Origin of the sequence: Acidovorax delafieldii (genome assembly GCF_007993815.1) — a bacterium.
GTDB classification, from domain to species: Bacteria; Pseudomonadota; Gammaproteobacteria; order Burkholderiales; family Burkholderiaceae_C; genus Acidovorax; species Acidovorax delafieldii.
The window spans coordinates 434,696-457,283 of sequence record NZ_VJWE01000012.1; the positions used below are offsets into that span (position 1 = coordinate 434,696).

Here is a 22,588-nt window from a genome sequence, read left to right on the forward strand (position 1 = left end):
TACATTGAACCAGGAGCAAAAAACCGTCTGACACACGTTGGGCGGTCAAGCCCCATCAAAGCGACGCACCGCACCAGGGCGTCGCTTTTTTCATGGGCCGCCTTGAAGCACGGCAGCCGCGACAGCCGCCTGCTGCGGGCGTGTGCGTTGACTCAGGCAGGACTGGACCGCAGGCCGTAGGCTTTGCCGTCCACAAACAGGTACTCGGCGCGCAGTACCGCCTCGCCCTTTTCGTCCCGCAGGCCAAAACCCACGACTGATACGGCGGTGCCTGGCTTGATCTCTGGCACCTGCCACGCCTGCATGCGGGTCAAAGGCGCCAGCTCAATCTCCCAGACGCGGTCCTTGCGGGTGGGGAGCACCGTTTTGGCCAGCAGCGCGCGGCCATCCACGGGCGCTGTCTGCGCGGGGATGGCGCGTTGCGCAAGGTCCGCTGGCAACCGGAGCGCAGCGGGCAGTTCCAGCTCCAGCTCTGCGTGCGGGTTTTGCCAGCGCACTTTCCGCGCTGTGCCCTCCAGATACAGCGGTCGGTCTGCATCGAAACTGCTCCAGCCATGGTGGGCGTGCCCCCCCAAAGGCAAGGCACTGGCGGCGATCAGCACATGGCGACGTTGCAGGCTCATACAGACTCCTGATGAAGAGGCGGTCGATATCAAAGATACGCAATCCAGCGGCCACAAGCCACCACCGCCAGCCAGACCATGGTGGATGCGAGCATCTGAAGGCGGGCCAGCCCGTCCAGGCGCGTGAGGGAATCACGTGCATGGAACCACGCCGCATTACAGCCCGCAAGCATTAACAACAGCATCTTCAAGGTAAAGGCGCGGTTGCTGAGCAGCTCCGCAGGCTGGGTGGCAAACATCAGCAGACCCGACGCTGCGGCCAATCCGAAGCCGCACAGCGCCACAGCGAGACCCAGCCGCGCGAGGTCTTTCACCGGCAGTGCCGCACCACGTCCGAACACCCGCAACTCCAGCAACACCAGATTGCCCAGCAACAGCGCAATGCCCACAATGTGGACGACTTCGAGCGCGGGATAAGCCCAGGCGTGTGTCTTGAGTGCGGTGAACACGGCTGGCAGTCCTTTTCGATCAATCCGCCCGCAGCAAATCCAGCATCAGAGCAACCCTCGCCTTGACCGGCGACAGGCCCTGCGAGGCGGGCAGCGCATCCCCCGGCTTGGGCAGCACCTGCCCCTCCGCGCAGCGGGTGGAGCGCACCACTCCCACCCCGGCGTCCTGCGCACGCACCAAAGCGGCCGCCAGATCGTAGTGGATCGTGCCATTGCCGGTGCAGGCCACCACCAGGCCCTGCACGCCCTCTCGCACCAGCGCATCTACCGCCCTGCCCGATGCCCCCGCATGGTTCATGACGATTTCCACCCACGGCCAAGCCACAGCGTTCACTATATTCTTCATAGCGCTATCGGCATGATTGACATGCGCTACCGGGCTATTGCATGCCCAGCGGACCACGCCCTCTTCCACCCATCCCAAAGGACCGGCCTCGCCCGAGCTGAAAGCATTGACGCGGTAGGGATGCACTTTTTGCACATGCCGAGCGCCATGTACTTCACCCGCAGCAACGGCCAGCACACCTGTGGCACCGGGTGCCAATACCGTTGCCACAGCGTCCAGCAGATTCTGGGGTCCATCGGGGGTCAGGGCTGTGGCGGGCCGCATGGCGCAGGTCAGCACCACGGGCTTGCGCGCATCCAGCACCTCGTGCAAAAACCACGCGGTCTCTTCCAGGGTGTCCGTGCCATGGGTGATGACCACACCTCTCACCTCCGGGTCGCTCAAATGGTGCGCGCACCGCAGTGCCAGCGTGCGCCACACCTCGCAATCCATGTCCTTGCTGTCGATCTGCGCCACCTGTTCTGCAGCCAAGGCGCCCCCTGCCAGGGCCTGCAAGCCTGGCACGGCCGTCAGAAGTTGCTCCACCCCCACCTGGGCAGCGGTGTAGCCGATGTTGTCCCCCGCCTGTGCAGAGGTGCCCGCGATCGTGCCACCGGTGCCCAAAACCACAATTTTTTGCCCACTCACTTGCATACTCCGAAAAACTGGTGAAAAATACAGTTACTGGATTAAAAAACAGTTGTTCGCCACTGTAACCGCCTGCACCGGAAATCACCATGCTCGACAACCCCAAACTCACCGCCCGCCAGCAGCAGATTCTGGATCTCATCCAGACCGCCATCGCACGCACCGGCGCGCCTCCCACCCGCGCAGAAATCGCGGCCGAGCTGGGTTTCAAGTCAGCCAACGCGGCAGAAGAGCACCTGCAGGCCCTGGCCCGCAAAGGGGTGATCGAACTGGTCAGCGGCACCTCGCGCGGCATCCGCTTGCGCGGAGACACAGTGCGCTCCATCAACGCAGCCCGTGGCAACCAATTCAGTCTGCCCATCCCGGGTCTGTCGCAGCTGGTCTTGCCCCTGGTAGGTCGGGTGGCTGCGGGGTCGCCCATTCTCGCGCAGGAACATGTGGACCAGACCTACAGTGTGGAAAACAGCCTCTTCCAACACAAGCCCGACTACTTGCTCAAGGTGCGGGGCATGTCCATGCGCGACGCCGGCATCATGGACGGTGACTTGCTCGCCGTGCAGTCCACCCGTGAGGCTCGCAATGGTCAGATCATCGTGGCCCGCCTGGGCGATGATGTCACCGTCAAGCGACTTCGCCGCACGGCCACTGCCATCGAGTTGCTGCCCGAAAACCCCGACTATCCCGTGATCGTGGTGCAGCCCGGCGAGCCTTTCGAAATCGAAGGGCTGGCAGTGGGACTTATCCGCAACACCATGCTGATGTAGCGTGTGCCCCAGGGGCCGCACCGTGGGTGGCGGGCGTTTGGTGAACGGATACAACCGATTCACCAGCCCTGCGGTGCAGGTCCCGTTGAATGCCAAGGCCTCTCAGGCATTGCTTGATGGATCGGCGGAGCAGCTGTCCGCACGGTCGAGGGATCAACTCGCACTGCGTCTGTCTGCACTGGTGTTCGACCACTTTGCAATCCTGCCTATGTTCACCCCCCGACTTTCGGAGTTTTCACATGGGAATTGCTTTGTTCACCCTGTCTGCTGTGCAGAACCCTCTTCGCAGTCTTAAAAAGCTGCTTGCCAACCCAGCCAGTGCACCCAAAGACCGACTGGACCTGCTGGCACAGCCAGTCGGCATGAGACGTGCCAGGCCAGGCAACGCCCCAGCATCGGCCTCCCGCAGCGACGACGCCCAAGCCCTGGTCCCCAGCAACTCCACAGAGCCACTGGCACAACGTCCATTGCGCGGAAATTGGCCCTTTACCGCCAAACCTCCAGTTCGAACGCCAGAAAGCCCGACCAGATCCGCTGCCGCCCACCGCTCCTTCCTGCCAACACACATGGCCGGCAGCAAACGACAGGCCTTTTTGGCGTCAGTGGGTGCAGACCACTGCCCACCACAATCCACCCGGGTGCTGCGCCGGGCCTCTGACACAGGCACCTGCCGCCTGGTAATTGCTGGCCGCATGGCCGATGTGTGCGCAGAGCTGGACCGCCTGGCAGCATCCGAGGCGCTCCGGGCCTGATTCGCAGAGCGCAGCAGGCGGCACGAGCGCCAAGCCCTCTTCTACGCCCCGCGCACCAAGGCTGCGGCAATGTCAGGCAGTGCTTGATCCGGAAACGTCTAACACCGGGGCACCGGCAGGACCAAAACTCTGCACCGAGCTGCAGCAGTCGTGGTGCATGGCACTCTCTGAGTCCGGACTTCCGTGCACGCGCAGGACAAGAAGTACGTCCACGGGGCTCATGCAGCACTCAGTCACCAAAAACCGCAGGCTTTGGTATGCCCAGCACGGCCACTGTGGCATTCCCCTGCGCCCGTCAAGGCACAATGTCGGCATGAATATTGTGATCCTCGACGATTACCAGGATGCAGTGCGCAAGCTGCATTGCGCCTCTCGGCTCGACGCATACACCGCCAAGGTGTACACCAACACGGTCAAAGGGCTGGGGCAGCTTTCGGTGCGACTCAAAGACGCCGACATCATTGTGCTGATCCGCGAACGGACCCAGATCACACGCCAACTGGTTGAAAAGCTCCCGCGGCTCAAGCTCATCGCCCAAACTGGCAAGATTGGGAGCCACATTGATGTAGCGGCATGTACCGAGCGGGGGATCGCGGTGGCAGAAGGGGTCGGCTCCCCTGTGGCTCCCGCCGAGCTGACCTGGGCCCTGGTGATGGCCTCCATGCGCCGCCTGCCCCAGTACATCTCCAACCTCAAGCATGGCGCTTGGCAGCAGTCCGGTCTCAAGACCGCGTCCATGCCCCCCAACTTCGGAGTCGGCAGCGTACTGCGGGGTAAAACACTGGGTATCTGGGGTTATGGTCGCATCGGACAACTGGTGGCCGGCTATGGACGGGCGTTTGGCATGAACGTGCGCGTCTGGGGGCGTGAAGCCTCACGCGCGCAGGCGCTGACGGATGGATACCAGGCCGCCGCCACGCGCGAAGAGTTTTTTTCGCAGTGCGATGTGATCTCGTTGCACCTGCGCCTGAACGACGAAACGCGCGGCATCATCTCGCTTGAAGACCTCTCGTGCATGAAGCCCACCTCGCTGCTGGTCAACACGTCACGTGCAGAATTGATTGAACCCGACGCGCTCATCGCAGCACTCAACCGGGGTCGCCCGGGCCTGGCGGCCGTGGACGTGTTTGAGAGCGAACCCATCCTGCAAGGCCACGCCCTGCTCCGCCTGGAAAACTGCATCTGCACGCCACACATCGGGTACGTGGAGCAGGACAGCTACGAGCTCTACTTTGGTGCAGCTTTCGACAATGTGGTGAATTTCATCAAAGGCACGCCTACCAACATCGTGAATCCTGGCTCGCTACAAGTCAGGCGCTAACAGATCAAACCGTTGCGGCGTTGGCAACGCTGACTACACCGCGCAATTAAAAAGGCTTCACGAGGGAAGCCTTTTTTTACGATTGCTGCAGGGCACCGAAATGCCCCGCAGCAGAAAGCAACACTCCAATTACAGAGGTGTCTTCTTGCCGTCCTTGTAGACGTACAGCGTGATCGCTGGGTTCTTCATTTCGCCGTTGGGTTCAAAGGCGATGGTGGAGGTCACGCCCTTGAAGTTGGACTTGGCGAGTTCGTTCACATACACCTTGGGGTCCACGGAGTTGGCGCGCTTCATAGCGTCCACCAGCAGGAACGTGGCGTCGTAGGTGTAGGGGCTGTACACCTGGAACTGGTTGGGGTACTTGGCGTCGTACTTGGCCTTCCAGGCCGTACCGCCAGGCATCTTGGCCAGCGAGGAGCCGCCTTCCGCGCAGATCACGTTAGCCAGGGTCTTGGCACCGGCAGCCAGCTTGGCGATTTCGGACGTGCAGACGCCGTCACCACCGAAGTACTTGACGTTGGCCATGCCCAGCTGTTCCATCTGGCGCAGCATGGGGCCGGCTTGAGGGTCCATACCACCGTAGAACACGGCATCAGGGTTCTTGGCCTTGATGGCGGTCAGGATGGCCATGAAGTCCGTGGCCTTGTCGGTCGTGAACTGCTCGTCCACCACCTTCATGCCCTTGGCCGTAGCGGTCTTCTTGAACACGTCGGCAACACCTTGGCCGTAAGCAGTACGGTCATCGATGATGGCAACGGTCTTGAGCTTCAGGGTGTCCACAGCGTAGAAGGCCAGACCAGCGCCCAGGGCGTTGTCGTTGGCGATGATACGGAACGTGGTCTTGTAGCCAGGCTTGGTCAGGTTGGGGTTGGTCGCAGCGCCCGTCACCATGGGGATGCCGCAATCGTTGTACACCTTGGAGGCGGGGATCGTGGTACCGGAGTTGAGGTGGCCGACAACGCCAGCGACCTTGGAGTCGCACAGCTTTTGTGCGGCAGCAGTGCCCTGCTTTGGATCGGCAGCGTCATCTTCAGCCTGCAGCTCGAACTTGATCTTCTTGCCGCCGATGGTGACGCCTTGAGCGTTCAGCTCTTCAATGGCCATGCGGGCGCCATTTTCGTTGTCCTTGCCGTAGTGGGCTTGGGCGCCGGAAACCGGAGCCACGTGGCCGATCTTGACCACCTGCTCTTGTGCAGAGGCCACACCAGCAACAGCCGCGATAGCAGCAACCACGGTCAGTTTCAACTTCAATTGCATATCAAATCTCCAGTAAAGATAAACGCTGAGAATCTTCTTGTGTCTCAACGCAGGCGAACATATCGCAATTTACGGGCCAGATCATTAGGGAACACGATTAAACGCAAGAGAAACCACAGGGGAATACCCTGTCATCCCTTGGACACAGGGGGCGCACCACTCGCCAGCTCGTCCGCCACCGCCTCGTACACCGCATGCCGCACCACCGATTCGATCTCTTCGCGCAGACGCGGAAGCACTGACCGCGTCTGCTCCTGCACCACTGTGGCGATTGCTTCGCGCAAGCGCTGGTCCAGCACTACATCCACGCGCTGCATGACGCGGTGCACCATGTACTCCTCCATCCCATCTGGCAAGGCGCGGGCCGCAACGGGCGCAGCCCCTGGCTTTGGGCCAGCAGGGGTGGCAGCATGAACCGCCGGGCGAGGTTGGACATGCGATACCGGAGAACGTGAAGCCTGGGGAGCAGCCACAGGGGTTGGCGCAGCCACCGGGGAGGCCACAGGACGCTCTGTGGCAGGGGGCACAGCGACCTGCGCCGCACTAGCCGGTCGCGCAGTGGGCAATGCAGGCCTGGCCAACGCCACAGACTGCGACGGCGACAGGACGGTGGTGCGGACCGCCGGATTTGAAGCCCCCGGCGCGAGGGGCGCCACGCCAGGCACCTGCACCACTTCGGTGAGCGTGGGTACAAACCGCGGAGGGGTTTTGGGTGGGAGCGCCATCAGCCCGCTTTCAACACCAGATCATGGCGGGTAATGGCGTAGCCCCGGGACGCGTAGTGGCGCCAGCGCGCACGTGCCTGGGCACGGTCGACTTCGTCCTGGGCGCTCACCACTTCGACCAGGCGGTCAAACCGGCCAAAACCTTCCGGGACTTCCGCATTCAGGTTCAACAGCACTTCGTGATGCGGTGCCAGGCGTGCATCCTGCGCCAGCAACACCGGAGAGGCCTGAACCAGCTCCTCGTCGGAATCGGCGTGGCAATGGGCCACAAAGTCCTGGGGGGCCAACAACCAGAGCATGCGGTCCAGCGCCTGAAGCGCATCCGCAGGCGCGGCAATGACCAAACGAGCCCCGCTGCGCTGCACCTTGCGCGCAAACCGGCATGCATAGGCCAGCTTGTCGGGTGCGTTGAAGTGAAAGGCTACCTCGGTCATGACGTGTCACGCAGCCTTGGGGCTGGAGGACCGCTTGGCGGCTGGCTTGCCCAAAGCTCCAGCAGCGGCCGTCCTGGTCACGGAGCGTGACACGGACTTGGGTGCCTTGGCTTGTCGGACCCGCGACCTGGACTGCTCCAGCACATAGTGCACCAGCAGGCCGACCGGGCGTCCTGTGGAACCCTTGGCCGCGCCTCCCTTCCAAGCAGTGCCCGCAATGTCCAGGTGAGCCCAGGGCATGTCGCCGACGAACTTCTGCAAGAACTTGGCAGCGGTAATGGAGCCACCCGCACGCCCCGCCACGTTGCCCATATCGGCAAAGTTGGTCTTGAGGCCGTCTGCGTAGTCATCGTCCAGCGGCATGCGCCAGCAGAGGTCTTGCGCGGCCTCACCAGCTGCCTGCAAGGACTCCGCCAGACCGTCGTTATTGGCAAACAAACCACTGCGTACGCCTCCCAAGGCGATCACGCAGGCGCCGGTCAGCGTCGCAATGTCTACCACGGCAGCAGGCTTGAATCGCGCTGCATAGGTCAACGCATCACACAACACCAGGCGCCCCTCCGCATCGGTGTTCAAAATCTCGATGGTCTGGCCGCTCATGCTGGTGACCACATCGCCCGGCTTGACGGCGCGCCCGTCCGGCATGTTTTCGCAGGCGGGGATCAGGCCCACCACATTGATGGCAGGCTGCAGTTCGCCCAGCGCGCGGAAGGTTCCCAGCACGCTGGCAGCGCCGCACATGTCGAATTTCATCTCGTCCATCTCGGGCGCGGGCTTGATCGAGATGCCGCCGGTGTCAAAGGTGATGCCCTTGCCCACCAGCACGATGGGCGCCTGGTCCTTGGCAGCGCCGTTGTAGCGCAGCTCGATGAAACGCAGGGGCTCTTCAGAGCCCTTTGCCACAGCCATGAAGGCGCCCATGCCCAGACGCGCCACCTCTGCCGGGCCATGGACCTTGCACTGGATGCGTGGCAGCTTGGCCAGGGTTTTGGCCGCATCCGCCAGCAGGCTGGGGGTGGCATGGTTGGCTGGGCGATTGCCCCACTCCCTCGCAAACTCCACACCAGCGACCAGGGCGACCCCGCTGTCAAACCCGTCACGCGCACCGGTGGCATCGGGCACACCCACCACACAGCGGCTCAGGCTGCGTGCCTCCACCTTGGTCTTGGTGGTGGTGTAGACATAGCTCACGTCTGCCACCGCCTGCACGGCAGCGCTGACAGACGCCGCCGGGGCTGCGCCGGCAAAACACAGCACCATGCGCTTGGTCTGGGGCGCCTTGATGGCACCACCCAGTGCCTGAAGCGCCTGGCGCGTTGCGCGCGCCGATCCATCACCCAACCCCACCAGCACCACACGGCGGGCGGCAACGGCAGGCACCTGATACAGCTGCAGGTGTTTGCCCGCCTTGGTAGTCAGATCTCCGTTCTTGAGTGCCAAGGCCGCCAGGGCAGACAGCGCGTCCTTGCCCGGCTTGAAGCCCTCGGGAAGCAGGACAATCAGCAGGTCGCATTTCTCCGACGCTGCCGCAGCAAGTTCAAGGGTCTTGAGATCAAAGTTCATAATTGGTGTTTTCCTTCCAGCCAATGTTATTCGATTCATCCATCCGCAAGGAGCTGGCGCGCAGCTTCGGCGCGACCCTTGTGGTGCTGGTGACCGTGGTCATGACCATGATGCTCATCCGCACGCTGGGCCAGGCCTCCAAGGGCAGTGTCAGCCCGTCCGACGTGATGCTCGTCATGGGCTTCACCGTCTTGGGGCAATTGCCCACCATTCTCAGCCTCAGTCTGTTCATTGCGGTGGTCGGCACGCTATCGCGCATGTACCGTGACAGCGAAATGGTGATCTGGTTTGCCAGCGGGCGCGGCCTCATCAGTCTGGTGCGACCCCTGCTGCGCTTTGCGTGGCCGGTGATGGTGGTGATTGCCGTACTGTCGCTGCTGGTGTGGCCCTGGGCCAACTCACAGATCCAGGAGCTCAAGACCCGCTACGAGCAGCGCAGCGACATCGACCGCATTGCACCGGGCGAGTTCCAGGAGTCGTCCAACGGTAGCCGGGTGTTCTTCATCGACAAGGACACCCCCGACACGCAGGCCGCCAACAACGTCTTCATTGCCGCCAATGACGGCAAACGCGAATCCGTCACTTCCGCCCGCAGCGCTCGGCTGGAGACCCAGGGCGGTGAACGCATGGCCCTGCTGAGCGACGGTCAGCGCCTGGAGACCTCGCGGGACAAGCCCGGCGTGAAGATCAGCGAGTTCAGCCTGTACGGCACCCGCGTCGGTAGTGCAGCACCCGGTGCGGCGGAAGAACTGGCGGTGAAGACACGCACGACCTACGACCTCGTGATGCGGCCGCTGCCGGCCTACCGCGCCGAGCTGGGCTGGCGGCTGGGCCTGGCACTGGCCGCGCTCAACTTTGTGCTGCTGGGTCTGGCTGTGGCCAGCGTCAACCCACGCGCAGCGCGCAGCACGAGCATGGTGTTTGCGCTGTTTGCCTTCATCGTTTACTACAACCTCATGACCCTGGGCCAGAGCTGGGTGGGCGCGGACCGGCTGGGCCTGACCAGTTTCATGCTGCTGCTGCACGGCGGCATGCTGACGGCCTCACTGCTGGTGCTTGCTGTCCGACACAACCACTGGACGATGGGCCGGCTATGGCAGTCCCTGCGCACCGGAGGGCAGTCCGCATGAAAACCATCCGCCGCCTGATCCACCGTGAGGCGCTGGGCGCCGTCACCTTCGTCACTGTGGGCTTTCTGGCCCTGTTCTTCTTTTTTGACCTGGTGGATGAGCTCCGCTGGGTGGGCCGTGCGGGGGAGGATGGCTACCAGCTATCGCACGCGCTGCTGTTTGTGGTGCTCAGCATTCCCAGCCATCTGTATGAACTGCTGCCCATCACCGTGCTGATCGGCACCATCTTTGTGATGGCCCGCCTGGCCCAAAGCTCGGAGTTCACCATCATGCGCACCAGCGGCATGGGCCCCTGGCGGGCGCTGCGCACGCTGCTCACGCTGGGTGGCGTCTTCGTGCTGCTGACCTTTGCGGTCGGTGACTACCTGGCCCCCCTGACGGACCGCACCGCCCAGCTCATCAAGGTGCGCTACCTAGGGCGGCTGACAGCAGGCGCCACGGGCGCATGGCTCAAGGAGCGGCAGCAAGACCACTCCTTTGCCGTCAATGTGCGCGCGCTCACCCCCAATGGCGGCATGCTGGACGTGCGCATCTTCGAGTTTGACGACAAGGGCCGCCTGGCGTCGCAGACACGGGCCGCGTCAGGGCAGTTCGGCTCGGATGGAGCGTGGACCCTGGAGAAGGTGCAGCGCAGTCACTTTGAACAGCAAAGCGACAAGAACGAGGCCCGCGTGGAGCACCTGGAAAGCCCCTCCCTGCAGTGGCCGACCAAGATCAGTGCCGACATGGTGGCAGCCTCTTTGCTCAAGCCCGATCGCATGGCCACGCTGGACCTCTTTCAGTTCATTCGGCACCTGAACGCCAACGGCCAGTCCGCCCAGAAGTACGAGATCGAGTTCTGGCGCAAGGTGTTCTACCCCTTGAGTTGCCTGGTGATGGTGGTGCTGGCGCTGCCTTTTGCGTACCTGCATTTCCGCTCGGGCGGCATCGCGGGCTACGTGTTCGGCGGCGTGATGGCGGGCATCAGCTTCTTCCTGCTCAACAACGTCTTTGGCTATGCGGGCAACCTGCAAAACTGGTCGCCATGGCTGACAGCGGCGGCGCCAGGCCTGATCTACTCCCTGCTCTCGCTGGCGGCCTTTGGCTGGCTGGTGCTGAGACGCTGACACCCTGACCTCGCCCCGCCCCATGACCCACGCCATCGTCCTGTTTGCCCACGGGTCCCGAGACCCCCTGTGGCGAGCCCCTATGGAGGCAGTCGCAACGCGCATTGCGTCCCAAAGTCCGGACCGCCGAGTTATCTGCGCCTATCTGGAACTGTGTGAACCCGCCCTGCCGGACGCCGTCCGGCAATTGGTGGCCGACGGGGCCACCGCCGTCACGGTGGTTCCGATGTTTCTGGGCACAGGCAAGCATGCCCGGGAGGATTTGCCCCTGCTGGTGCAGGAGCTGCGCACCGCCCACCCCGCCGTGCAATTCCACGTCCAGGCCGCCATCGGGGAGGATCCACGCATGACGGCCTTGATGGCAGAGATCGCCTGCGAAAGCCCGCCGCTCTGAAATTTCTGGGGTGCGGCTCATTCGCTTAGACGATTGCAGCATAATGATGCAATCCTTTAGGCGATATTCGATATGAATCTGCACCAATTCCGCTTCGTTCAAGAGGCTGCGCGCCGCAACCTCAACCTGACCGAGGCCGCCAAGGCGCTGCATACCTCGCAGCCAGGCGTCTCCAAAGCCATCATCGAGCTGGAAGAAGAACTGGGCGTGGACATCTTCGCCCGGCACGGCAAACGCCTCAAGCGCATCACCGAGCCCGGCCAGCATGTGCTCAAAAGCATCGAAGTCATCATGCGCGAGGTGGGTAACCTGAAGCGCATTGGCGAACAGTTCAGCGCGCAAGACAGCGGCACCCTCAGCATCGCCACCACCCACACCCAGGCGCGCTACGTGCTGCCGGTGCCTGTGGCCCGCCTGCGCGAGGCCTACCCCAAGGTCAACGTGAGCCTGCACCAGGCCACACCGCACGAAGTGGCCCGCATGATCATCGACGAGGTGGCCGAGATCGGCATGGCCACCGAATCCCTGGCCGATTACCCCGAACTCGTCACCCTGCCCTGCTACGAATGGCAGCACGTGCTGGTGGTGCCCAACGACCACCCTCTGGCGCAAAAGGAACGCATCGGTCTGGACGACCTCGCGCACGAAGCGCTGATCACCTACCACCCCTCATTCACCGGGCGCGGCAAGATCGACCACGCCTTCGCAGCACGCAAGCTCACGCCCCGCATCGTGCTCGAAGCCATCGACTCTGACGTGATCAAGACCTATGTGCGCCTGGGCCTGGGCATCGGCATCGTGGCCGAGATGGCCATGCGCGACGACCCGGTGGGCGACCTGGCCGTGCGCCCCGTGGGCCACCTGTTCGGCCAGAGCGTGGCCCGCGTGGCCTTCAAGCGCGGCGCCTACCTGCGCAACTTTGTCTACAAGTTTGCCGAGCTGCTCAGCGACCGCCTGAGCCGCGAGCTGATTGCCCGTGCGATGACGGGCCATGTCAACGACTACGAGCTGTGACCTCCGTTCAGCCCGTGAAGCACCCTGAACCCTTCCAGAATTCCCCCGTTTTCCAAGCTGCTGCGCCATGACCTCCACCACCGCCCGCACACCCGCCTTCCCCAGCAAGCTGCCCAACGTCGGCACCACCATCTTCACCGTGATGTCGGCGCTGGCCACCGAACACAAGGCGGTGAACCTGGGCCAGGGCTTTCCTGACTTTGAATGCGCGCCCGAGTTGGTGAACGCCGTCACCGCCGCCATGCAAGCCGGCCACAACCAGTACCCGCCAATGACCGGTGTGCCCGCCCTGCGCGAAGCCGTGGCCCGCAAGATCGAGGCGCTGCACGGGCGCGCCTACAACCCCAACACCGAAATCACCATCACGGCAGGCGCCACGCAGGCCATCATCACTGCCATCCTGGCCATCGTGCACGCGGACGACGAGGTGATCGTGCTCGACCCGTGCTACGACAGCTATGTGCCGAACATCGAGCTGGCCGGCGGCAAGGCTGTGCGCGTGCCGCTCACACCCGGCACCTTCCGCCCCGACTTTGCCAAGATCAGCGCGGCCATCACGCCCCGCACTCGCGCCATCCTCATCAACAGCCCGCACAACCCCAGCGCCACCATCTGGACGGCCGAGGAAATGCGCCAGCTGGAAGACCTGCTCGCCCCCACCGACATCCTGCTCATCAGCGACGAGGTGTACGAACACATGGTGTTCGACGGTGTCGAGCACCAGAGCGCCGCGCGCTTTCCCGGCCTGGCCGCGCGTGCATTCATCGTGTCGAGCTTTGGCAAGACCTTCCATGTCACCGGCTGGAAGGTCGGCACCGTGGCCGCCCCTGCCGCACTGACGGCCGAGTTTCGCAAGGTGCACCAGTTCAATGTGTTCACCGTCAACACCCCCGTGCAGCACGGCCTGGCCGCCTACCTGCAAGACCCCACGCCCTACCTGCAGCTGCCCGCGTTCTACCAGGCCAAACGCGACCTGTTCCGAGAAGGGCTGGCAGGCTCGCGCTTCAAGCTGCTGCCCAGCACCGGCAGCTACTTCCAGTGCGTGGACATTTCGGCGATCAGCGATTTGAACGAGGCCGATTTCTGCCAGTGGCTCACCCGCGAGGTGGGCGTGGCGGCGATTCCGTTGTCGGCGTTTTATGGCGACGGGTTTGACCAGCGTGTGGTGCGGTTCTGCTTCGCCAAGAAGGACGAGACGCTGCGCGCCGCGCTGGAGCGGCTGCGCAAGCTCTGATCCGCAGGGCCCTCCAGGGCTCTTACTTTGTCTGCCTTGCCAACCACACACCCGCAGCCGCCAGCGCCATCCCCGCCAGCGCCCAGCCGCTGAGCGTCTCGCCAAACATCGCCCAGGCGATCAGCGCTGTGGTGGGCGGGGTCAGGTAGAACAGGCTGGCCACATTGACCGCGCCGCCCCGGCGGATGAGCAGGTTCAACAGGCTCACGGCCCCCAGTGAGAGCACCAGCACCAGCCAGCCCAGCGCAAACACAAACTCGCCGGTCCACGATATGGCCATGGATTCGGTGGCGTAGGCGACGGCGGCCATGGCCACCGCACAGGGCAGGTACTGAATGACCGAGCCCGTGCGCAAATCGAACGAGGGGCAAAACCGCTTCTGGTACAACGTGCCCGCCGTGATGCCCAGCAGCGCGACCACCGCCGGCAGCAGCATGCCCAGCAAAGCACCCGCCGGCACGGTAGCCACCTTGCCGGCCACCACCAGCGCCACGCCGGTGAAGCCCAGGGCCAGGCCCGCCCACTGGGCAGGCCGCACCTTCTCGCCCAGCAAAGCCCCGGCCACCAGGGCTGTCAGCAGCGGCTGCAACCCCACCACCAGCGCTGTAATGCCCGACGGCAGCCCGCGCCCGATGGCCATGAACACCCCGCCCAGGTACACCCCATGCACCAGCAGGCCCGACACCCCGATGTGCAGCCAGGCCCTGCCCGACGGCGGCCACGGCGCATGCGCCACGGCGACCACCGCGAGCATGAGCACGATGACAATGGCAAACCGCAGCGCCAGAAAGGTCAGTGGCTCCACATAGGGCAGCCCCAGCTTGGCGCCAATAAAGCCGGTGCTCCAGAGCGCCACAAACAGCAGAGGGACGAGGGAATCGAGCGGACTGGAAGCGCTGGGACGGAGCGGTGTGGCCTGGGTCATGGAGAACAGAAGCGTGATGCAGGGTGGGGATGATCGCACCTTGCACACGCCTTTGCTTCAGGCCGATGCGAGCGTTCTCTTATGAACCATTGGGAGAACGGACAGACCTCAAGGTGCGCCACACCTGCCGAGCGTGCTGACGCCCGAAACCAGTGCGAGAACCGGCAAACCCGCGCTACAGGCAAAACTTTGAATAGAAACGGTCTGTAGCGATTGAATATCATGCGCATACAGCTATAAATTCAATAGCAAATTGCCATGCATATTTCTGCCAGCCAGGCCTGGCGCCCGCGCATCTTGATGCGATCTTGATACCCCACACCGCACTCTTGCGCCCATCTTGATGCGGCCGTTCCTAGCATCGGTCCATGTCTCAAGGAGGACGCTATGGACTGGATATTGATGGCGGTGGGAGGCCTGCTCTGGCTGGCCGTCTATGGCTTGGCCAAGGGTTGCGCGCTGCTGCAACGCCAAGCACAAGGGGGACGGTCATGACCAGCGGCTGGATGATTCTGGCGGCCGTGCTCGCCGCTGCGCTTTTGGTGTACTTGGTTGCCGTGTTGCTGCGGCCGGAGGACTTTTCATGAGCACCGGTGCCTGGCTGCAATTGGCGGTGTTTTTGGCACTGCTGCTGGCGCTGGCTTGGCCGCTGGCGCGTTACATCGACACGGTGATGGCGGGACGCTTTGCCCTCGGGCGGCGGCTGGAAGGGCCGCTGTTCAGGCTGGCAGACGTGCGGCCCGATGAGGAAACCGGCTGGCTGCGCTATGCGCTGGGCCTGTTGGTGTTCAACGGCCTGGGCGTGGTGGCCGTGTATGCGCTGCAGCGCTGGCAAGCCGTGCTGCCGCTCAATCCGCAGGGCATGGCTGCGGTGGCACCCGATTCGGCCTTCAACACGGCCATCAGTTTTGTCACCAACACCAACTGGCAAGGCTATGGCGGCGAGAGCACCATGAGCTACCTCACGCAGATGCTGGCGCTGACGGTGCAGAACTTTCTGTCTGCCGCCACGGGTCTGGTCGTCGTCATTACGCTGGTGCGCGGGTTTGCGCGGCATTCAGCGCAGAGCATTGGCAATGTGTGGGCCGACCTGACCCGCGCCACGCTCTGGGTGCTGCTGCCCCTGTCGCTGGTGTTGGCCGTGGTGTTTGCAGGCCAGGGCGTGATCCAGAACCTGTCGCCTTACACGCCAGTGCAGACGCTGGAGCCTGTCCACTACGACGCCCCCAAGCTCGATAGCGCAGGCCAGCCGGTGCTGGACGCCCAGGGCGCTCCGGTCACCGAGCCCGCCACACAAACCACCCAGACGCTGGCCATGGGCCCCGTGGCCTCGCAGTTGGCCATCAAGATGCTGGGCACCAACGGTGGCGGCTTCTTCAACGCCAACTCGGCCCACCCGTTCGAGAACCCCTCGGCCGCGAGCAACCTGTTGCAGATGCTGGCGATCTTCCTCATCCCCGCGGCGCTGTGCCTGGTGTTCGGCCGCATGGTCGGCGACGAGCGCCAGGGCTGGACCATCCTGGCCACCATGAGTCTGCTGTTCGTCGTGGCCGTGATCGCCACCACCACGTTCGAGCAGCAGGGCAACCCGCTGCTGGCGTCGCTGGGGGTGGACCAGGCGGCCAGCAGCCTGCAGGCAGGCGGCAACATGGAAGGCAAGGAAACGCGCTTTGGCATCGCCACCTCGGCCCTGTTCGCCGTCATCACCACGGCGGCCAGCTGCGGCGCGGTAATTGCGATGCACGACAGCTTCACCCCCCTCGGCGGCATGGTGCCCCTCGTGCTGATGCAGATGGGCGAGGTGGTGTTTGGCGGTGTCGGCTCGGGCCTGTACGGCATGCTGGTGTTCGCCATCATGGCGGTGTTCATCGCCGGGCTGATGATTGGCCGCACACCCGAGTACCTGGGCAAGAAGATCGAGACACATGAGATGAAGCTCGTCTCCATCGCCATCCTGGTCACGCCGTTGCTCGTATTGCTCGGTACCGCCGTGGCGGTGATGAGCGAGGCAGGCCGCGCAGGCCTCTCCAACCCCGGCGCACACGGCTTCAGCCAGGTGCTGTACGCGCTGTCTTCTGCCGCCAACAACAACGGCAGCGCCTTCGCAGGCCTGTCGGCCAACACCCCCTTCTACAACGTGCTGCTGGCCGTGGCCATGTGGCTGGGCCGCTTTGGCGTGATCGTACCGGTGCTGGCCATGGCCGGGTCCCTCGCCGCCAAGAAGCGCGCTACCGCCACCGATGGCACCTTGCCCACCCACGGCCCGCTGTTTGTGGCGCTGCTGGCTGGCGTGGTGCTGCTGGTGGGCTTGCTGAACTATGTGCCCGCCCTCGCGCTGGGCCCGGTGGTAGAGCATCTCGTGCTCACACCCCGTTAAGAAATGGCTGGGAGATTGTGATGACTCGCAAAACATTGACCCTGTTCGACCCCGCCCTGGTACGCCCCGCGCTGCTGGAGGCTTTCAAGAAGCTGGACCCGCGCGTGCAATGGCGCAACCCGGTGATGTTTGTGGTGTACGTGGGCAGCGCCTTCACCACCGCGCTGGCCGCCAGCAAGCCCGAGGGCTTCACCGCTGCCGTGGCGCTGTGGCTGTGGTTCACCGTGTTGTTCGCCAACTTCGCCGAGGCCATGGCCGAAGGCCGCAGCAAGGCCCAGGCGGCCTCGCTGCGCGGCCTCAAAAAGCAGACCTGGGCGAAAAAACTCGACGGCCAGTTTGACCGCACCACCCCGCGCACCGAAATGACCTGGCTGCCGCTGGAGGCCGCCAACCTGCGCAAGGGCGACGTGGTGCTGGTGGAAGCCGGTGACATCATTCCCGCCGATGGCGAGGTGATCGACGGCGTGGCCTCGGTGGACGAGAGCGCCATCACCGGCGAATCGGCCCCGGTGATCCGCGAATCGGGCGGAGACTTCTCGGCCGTGACCGGCGGCACCCGCGTGTTGTCCGACTGGATCGTGGTGCGCGTGGCCGTGAACCCCGGCGAGACCTTTGTCGACCGCATGATCGCCATGGTGGAGAACGCCAAGCGCCACAAGACACCCAACGAGATCGCGCTGACCATCCTGCTGGTGGCGCTGACCATCGTGTTCCTGGGCGTGGTGGTCACGCTGCTGCCGTTCTCGCTGTTCAGCGTGCAGGCCAGCGGCGCGGGCGAGCCTGTGAGCCTGGTGGTGCTGGTGGCGCTGCTGGTGTGCCTGATCCCCACCACGATTGCAGGCTTGCTCAGCGCCATCGGCGTGGCGGGCATGAGCCGCATGATGCAGGCCAATGTGATTGCCACCTCGGGCCGCGCGGTGGAGGCCGCAGGCGACGTGGACGTGCTGCTACTGGACAAGACCGGCACCATCACCCTGGGCAACCGGCAGGCCAGCCAGTTCGTGTCTGCGCCAGGTGTGACCGATGCCGCATTGGCCGATGCCGCCCAGCTCGCATCGCTGGCCGACGAAACCCCCGAAGGCCGCAGCATCGTGGTGCTGGCCAAGCAGAAGTTCAATCTGCGCGAACGTGACCTTTCCAGCCTGCAGGCGGTGTTTGTGCCCTTTACGGCGCAAACCCGCATGAGCGGGGTGGACTTGCCCGGCCCTCGCTTGCTGCGCAAGGGCGCGGCCGATGCCATCCGCAAGCATGTGGAGGCCCTGGGCGGGCGCTTTCCTACCGCCGTGCAGACGGCGGTGGACGATGTATCGCGCCGTGGCAGCACCCCGCTGGTGGTGGCCGATGGTGCCCACGTGCTGGGCGTGGTGGAGCTCAAAGACGTGGTCAAGGGCGGCATCAAGGAGCGCTTCGCCGAGCTGCGCCGCATGGGCATCAAGACCGTGATGGTGACGGGCGACAACCGCCTGACGGCCGCCGCGATTGCGGCAGAGGCGGGCGTGGACGACTTCCTGGCCGAGGCCACGCCCGAGGCCAAGCTGCAGCTCATCCGCAGCTACCAGGCGGCCGGGCAACTGGTGGCCATGACCGGCGACGGCACCAACGACGCGCCCGCCCTGGCCCAGGCCGACGTGGCCGTGGCCATGAACACCGGCACCCAGGCCGCCAAGGAGGCGGGCAACATGGTGGACCTGGACAGCAACCCCACCAAGCTCATCGAGATCGTGGAGACCGGCAAGCAGATGCTGATGACGCGCGGCTCGCTCACCACCTTCAGCATTGCCAACGACATCGCCAAGTACTTCGCCATCATCCCGGCGGCGTTTGTCACCACCTACCCGCAGCTGTCGGCGCTCAACTTCATGCACCTGGCCAGCCCCTCGTCGGCCATCCTGTCCGCCGTGGTGTTCAACGCTCTGATCATCATATTTTTGATCCCGCTGGCCTTGAAGGGCGTGGCTTACCGCGCAGTGGGTGCCGCCGCGCTGCTGCGCCGCAACCTGGCCATTTATGGGCTGGGGGGCATGGTGGTGCCGTTCATTGGCATCAAGCTGATTGACATGGTGCTGGCGGCCGCAGGTCTGACCTGAGCTCTTCCCATTCCTAAACGCAGCTCCCCGAATCACTGACAAGGAAAATCGTATGCCTATCCGTATCCCCCGCGACGACGTGCCCGCCAGCCCAGGCGGCCTACTGCGCCCTGCCCTCACGCTGTTCGTCGTGCTGTCCATCGTCACCGGCCTGCTCTACCCGCTGGCCGTGACCGGTGTCGCACAAACGGCCTTCCCGCACCAGGCCAACGGCAGCCTCATCACCCAGGGTGGCAAGGCAGTGGGCTCCGAGCTGATCGGCCAGTCGTTCACCGAGCCTGGCCACTTCTGGGGCCGCCCATCGGCCACAGCGCCCATGCCCTACAACGCATCGGCCTCGGGCGGCTCCAATCTGGGCCCCACCAACCCGGCGTTGACCGATACCGTCAAGGCGCGCATTGAAGCGCTCCGTGCCGCCGACCCGGGCAACACCCGCCCCGTGCCCGTGGACCTGGTCACCGCGTCGGCCAGCGGGCTGGACCCACACATCAGCCCGGCAGCCGCCGCCTACCAGAGCGAACGCGTGGCCCGCGCCAGAGGCCTGCCCGTGGGACAAGTGCAAGCCTTGGTGCAGCAGCACACCGACACCCCCTGGCTGGGCCTGCTGGGTGAGCCGCGTGTGAACGTTTTGGCCTTGAATCGGGCACTCGATTCGCTATCAAATAAATAGCTATCAGCGCAATTGATACTAGCGCTTGAGGCCTATTCGACATCAAATTGGTGGATACACTGTGCCCATGCAGGATCGCCCCGACCCCGACGCGCTGCTGCAGCGCATCCAGCAAGAGCAGGCCCAGCAGCAGCGCGGGCGGCTCAAGGTGTTTTTTGGCGCCTGCGCCGGGGTGGGCAAGACCTTTGCCATGCTGTCCGCCGCCCGGGCGGCACAGGCGCAGGGCCTGCCCGTCACCATCGGCGTGGTCGAAACGCATGGCCGCACCGACACCGAGGCGCTGACCGCACACCTGCCGCGCCTGCCGCTGCGCGCCCTGCCCTACAAAGACCGCACCCTGCCCGAGTTTGACCTGGACGCCGCCCTGGCCTGGGGCGCTGCGAACCCCGAGGGCCTGGTGCTGCTGGACGAGCTGGCCCACAGCAATGTGGCCGGATCGCGCCACCCCAAACGCTGGCAAGACGCCGAGGAACTGCTGGCCGCAGGCATCGACGTGTGGTCCACCATGAACGTGCAGCACCTGGAGAGCCTGAACGACATCGTCAGCGGCATCACCGGCATCCGCGTGTGGGAGACGGTGCCCGACCAGTTTTTTGACGCTGCCGACGAAGTGGTGGTGGTGGACCTGCCGCCCGACGAGCTGCTGGCGCGCCTCAAAGCCGGCAAGGTCTACCTGCCCCAGCAGGCAGAGCGCGCCGCTGCCAACTTCTTTCGCAAAGGCAACTTGCTGGCCCTGCGTGAGCTGGCCCTGCGCCGCACCGCCGACCGCGTGGACGACGAAATGCGCGCCTACCGCCGCGCCAGCACCACCACGCCAGAGACCGTGTGGCCCAACCGCGAGGCCCTGCTGGCCTGCGTGGGCACGGGCGACAACGCCGAAAAGGTGGTGCGCAGCTGCGCCCGCCTGGCCGCCCAGCTCGACCTGCCGTGGCACGCCGTGCATGTGGAAACGCCCGAGCAGCAAGGCCAGTCGGCCACCCTGCACCCGCAGGTGGAGCGCACGCTGAAGATCGCGCAGCAACTGGGCGCCGCCGCCTGCGCCGTGCTGCCCGCAGCCCAGCCCGCCCAGGCCCTGGTGCGCTATGCGCGCGAACACAACTTGGTGCGTGTGGTCATGGGGCGCAGCACCCGGCGCTGGCCGTGGCAGGCCACGCTGGCCGAGCAGATCGGACAAAGTGCCAGCGACCTGGACCTGTTGCAGGTGGGCACACTGCCTGGCCGGGACGCCGCCACAGACCGGAAAGCCCCCCGCACCAGCACCGCAGCCCCCCGCGCTGCATTCTGGCCCGGCTACATCGCCGCCGCCCTGGCCTGCTGCATTGCCGCCGTCATTGCCACACCGCTGGCCAACGTGCTGGAGCTGACCAACATCGTCATGCTGTTTTTGCTGGTGGTGGTGGGGGTGGCGCTGCGCTTTCGTCGCGGCCCGGCCATCATGGCGGCGTTCCTGGGCGTGGGGTTTTTTGACTTCTTCTTTGTGCCGCCCCGCTTCAACTTTGCGGTGAGCGACGCGCAGTACGTCGTCACCTTTGCGGTGATGCTGGTGGTGGCCCTGGTGGTGGGCCAGCTCACCGCCGGGCTCAAGGTGCAGGCCGAGGCCGCCACCGACCGCGAACACCGCGTGCGCAGCCTGTACGACATGGCGCGTGACCTGTCTGCCGCCCTGCTGCCCGAGCAGGTGGCCGAGATTGGCGCACGCTTTATCACGGGCGAGTTCAGCGCAGGCAGCACGCTGGTGGTGGCTGACGATGACAACCGCCTGCAGGTGCTGCCCGGAGGCACCGCCCCCGTGGACATGGCCGTGGCGCAATGGGCATTCGAGCGCGGCGAGCCCGCAGGCCGGGGCACCGACACCTTGCACTCCAGCCCCACGCTGGTGCTGCCGCTCAAGGCGCCCATGCGCATCCGTGGCGTGCTGGTGGTGGCCATGCCCCACGGGCAGGTGCCAGGCGTAGAACCGCGCCGCCTGCTGCAGACCTGCGCCTCGCTGCTGGCCATTTCGCTCGAACGCATCCACTACATCGACGTGGCGCAAAAGAGCACCGTGCAGATCGAGTCCGAGCGGCTGCGCAACTCGCTGCTCTCGGCCATCTCGCACGACCTGCGCACTCCGCTGGCCTCACTGGTCGGCCTGGCCGAATCACTGGCCATGGTGCAGCCGCCCCTGCCTGCCCATCAACAAGAGTTGACCGGGGCCATCCAGCAATCGGCCCAGCGCATGAGCGCACTGGTCAACAACCTGCTGGACATGGCCCGCCTGGAGGCTGGGGCCGTGCAACTCAACAAAGCCTGGCAGCCGCTGGAAGAAGTGGTGGGCAGCGCCCTGGCCGCCAGCGCCCCCGCCATCGCGGCGCACCGGGTCGAAGTGACTCTACCCGACGACCTGCCGCTGCTGCAGATCGATGCCGTGCTGATTGAGCGCGTGCTGGTCAACCTGCTGGAAAACGCCGCCAAGTACACCCCCGCCAGCACGACCATCCACATCAGCGCGCAGCCCCAAAGCGATGTCGTGGCCTTGAGCATCACCGATGAAGGCCCCGGCCTGCCCAAAGGCCGCGAAGAGTTGCTGTTTGAAAAGTTCGAGCGCGGCGCCCGCGAGAGCGCGACGCCCGGTGTGGGCCTGGGGCTGGCCATCTGCCGCGCCATCGTGCAGGCGCATGGCGGCAGCATCCGGGGCGATACGATCCACAACGCACAGGGCCAGCCTGCAGGTGCGCGCTTTACGCTGCTGCTGCCACGCGGCACACCGCCCACCGACCTGGGCGATGACGCCGACGCCTGACACCTTTG

The 22,588-nt window shown here is 64.7% G+C and carries 20 protein-coding genes; 12 read left to right on the forward strand and 8 right to left on the reverse strand.

The window, feature by feature from the left end:
• Positions 1-152: 152 nt before the first annotated feature.
• Genes ATF69_RS11335 through ATF69_RS11345 form a run of 3 tightly spaced genes read right to left on the reverse strand, consistent with a single transcriptional unit; the run spans position 153 to position 2,051 of the window.
• Positions 153-623 (reverse strand): DUF6152 family protein, encoded by a 471-nt coding sequence (locus ATF69_RS11335; RefSeq protein WP_146871005.1) that lies wholly within the window; start codon positions 621-623, stop codon positions 153-155.
• 29 nt (positions 624-652) lie between these two features.
• On the reverse strand, positions 653-1,072 hold the full coding sequence (locus tag ATF69_RS11340; protein WP_146871006.1) for a hypothetical protein: 420 nt from the start codon (positions 1,070-1,072) through the stop codon (positions 653-655).
• Positions 1,073-1,091: 19 nt separating this feature from the next.
• The gene (locus ATF69_RS11345; RefSeq protein ID WP_146871007.1) at positions 1,092-2,051 is read right to left on the reverse strand and encodes an asparaginase; all 960 of its coding nucleotides are present in this window, start codon (positions 2,049-2,051) and stop codon (positions 1,092-1,094) included.
• 83 nt (positions 2,052-2,134) lie between these two features.
• Here ATF69_RS11345 and lexA point away from each other — a divergent pair, with 83 nt between their 5' ends.
• Positions 2,135-2,809: a transcriptional repressor LexA gene (gene lexA, locus ATF69_RS11350; protein WP_056062380.1), complete on the forward strand. Its 675-nt coding sequence runs from the start codon at positions 2,135-2,137 to the stop codon at positions 2,807-2,809.
• Positions 2,810-3,874: 1,065 nt separating this feature from the next.
• On the forward strand, positions 3,875-4,882 hold the full coding sequence (locus ATF69_RS11360; RefSeq protein ID WP_056746014.1) for a D-2-hydroxyacid dehydrogenase family protein: 1,008 nt from the start codon (positions 3,875-3,877) through the stop codon (positions 4,880-4,882).
• A gap of 129 nt (positions 4,883-5,011) precedes the next feature.
• Here ATF69_RS11360 and ATF69_RS11365 read toward each other — a convergent pair whose 3' ends face one another.
• The 4 genes from ATF69_RS11365 to ATF69_RS11380 form a co-directional block, all read right to left on the reverse strand.
• Positions 5,012-6,139 carry a branched-chain amino acid ABC transporter substrate-binding protein gene (locus tag ATF69_RS11365; RefSeq protein ID WP_056062370.1) on the reverse strand — a complete coding sequence of 376 codons (1,128 nt, stop codon included), beginning with the start codon at positions 6,137-6,139 and terminating at the stop codon, positions 5,012-5,014.
• Between the two features lie 131 nt (positions 6,140-6,270).
• Positions 6,271-6,471: a hypothetical protein gene (locus tag ATF69_RS23275; RefSeq protein WP_225581307.1), complete on the reverse strand. Its 201-nt coding sequence runs from the start codon at positions 6,469-6,471 to the stop codon at positions 6,271-6,273.
• Between the two features lie 392 nt (positions 6,472-6,863).
• Positions 6,864-7,298, reverse strand: coding sequence for a DNA polymerase III subunit chi (locus ATF69_RS11375; RefSeq protein WP_146871009.1), 435 nt, complete (start codon positions 7,296-7,298; stop codon positions 6,864-6,866).
• 6 nt (positions 7,299-7,304) lie between these two features.
• Positions 7,305-8,861 carry a leucyl aminopeptidase gene (locus ATF69_RS11380; RefSeq protein ID WP_146871010.1) on the reverse strand — a complete coding sequence of 519 codons (1,557 nt, stop codon included), beginning with the start codon at positions 8,859-8,861 and terminating at the stop codon, positions 7,305-7,307.
• 23 nt (positions 8,862-8,884) lie between these two features.
• Here ATF69_RS11380 and lptF point away from each other — a divergent pair, with 23 nt between their 5' ends.
• The 5 genes from lptF to ATF69_RS11405 all read left to right on the forward strand — a co-directional run bounded on the left by lptF (position 8,885) and on the right by ATF69_RS11405 (position 13,739).
• Positions 8,885-9,991, forward strand: coding sequence for an LPS export ABC transporter permease LptF (gene lptF, locus ATF69_RS11385; protein WP_146871011.1), 1,107 nt, complete (start codon positions 8,885-8,887; stop codon positions 9,989-9,991).
• Positions 9,988-11,097 carry an LPS export ABC transporter permease LptG gene (gene lptG / locus ATF69_RS11390; protein WP_146871012.1) on the forward strand — a complete coding sequence of 370 codons (1,110 nt, stop codon included), beginning with the start codon at positions 9,988-9,990 and terminating at the stop codon, positions 11,095-11,097. Before lptF ends, lptG begins: the two co-directional genes overlap by 4 nt.
• Before the next feature lie 22 nt (positions 11,098-11,119).
• A complete protein-coding gene (locus ATF69_RS11395) occupies positions 11,120-11,491 on the forward strand; it encodes a sirohydrochlorin chelatase (protein WP_146871013.1) in 372 nt (123 codons plus the stop codon).
• A 72-nt stretch (positions 11,492-11,563) separates the two neighbouring features.
• Positions 11,564-12,505, forward strand: a complete 942-nt coding sequence (locus ATF69_RS11400; protein ID WP_056062356.1) for a CysB family HTH-type transcriptional regulator — start codon at positions 11,564-11,566, stop codon at positions 12,503-12,505.
• Positions 12,506-12,572: 67 nt separating this feature from the next.
• A complete protein-coding gene (locus ATF69_RS11405; protein ID WP_146871014.1) occupies positions 12,573-13,739 on the forward strand; it encodes a pyridoxal phosphate-dependent aminotransferase in 1,167 nt (388 codons plus the stop codon).
• Between the two features lie 22 nt (positions 13,740-13,761).
• Here the strand turns inward: ATF69_RS11405 and ATF69_RS11410 are convergent, their stop codons facing one another.
• The gene (locus tag ATF69_RS11410) at positions 13,762-14,664 is read right to left on the reverse strand and encodes a DMT family transporter (RefSeq protein ID WP_146871015.1); all 903 of its coding nucleotides are present in this window, start codon (positions 14,662-14,664) and stop codon (positions 13,762-13,764) included.
• Between the two features lie 491 nt (positions 14,665-15,155).
• Here ATF69_RS11410 and kdpF point away from each other — a divergent pair, with 491 nt between their 5' ends.
• The 5 genes from kdpF (at position 15,156) to ATF69_RS11435 (ending at position 22,580) form a co-directional block, all read left to right on the forward strand.
• Entirely contained in the window at positions 15,156-15,251 is a 96-nt protein-coding gene (gene kdpF, locus ATF69_RS11415; protein ID WP_010458774.1) for a K(+)-transporting ATPase subunit F, read from the forward strand.
• A complete protein-coding gene (gene kdpA, locus ATF69_RS11420) occupies positions 15,248-17,041 on the forward strand; it encodes a potassium-transporting ATPase subunit KdpA (protein WP_146871016.1) in 1,794 nt (597 codons plus the stop codon). Before kdpF ends, kdpA begins: the two co-directional genes overlap by 4 nt.
• Before the next feature lie 20 nt (positions 17,042-17,061).
• A complete protein-coding gene (kdpB, locus tag ATF69_RS11425; RefSeq protein WP_146871017.1) occupies positions 17,062-19,128 on the forward strand; it encodes a potassium-transporting ATPase subunit KdpB in 2,067 nt (688 codons plus the stop codon).
• A 52-nt stretch (positions 19,129-19,180) separates the two neighbouring features.
• A complete protein-coding gene (kdpC, locus tag ATF69_RS11430) occupies positions 19,181-19,798 on the forward strand; it encodes a potassium-transporting ATPase subunit KdpC (RefSeq protein ID WP_056746034.1) in 618 nt (205 codons plus the stop codon).
• Between the two features lie 67 nt (positions 19,799-19,865).
• Complete coding sequence (locus tag ATF69_RS11435; protein ID WP_146871018.1) at positions 19,866-22,580, forward strand: sensor histidine kinase; 2,715 nt, start codon at positions 19,866-19,868, stop codon at positions 22,578-22,580.
• Positions 22,581-22,588 lie beyond the last annotated feature (8 nt).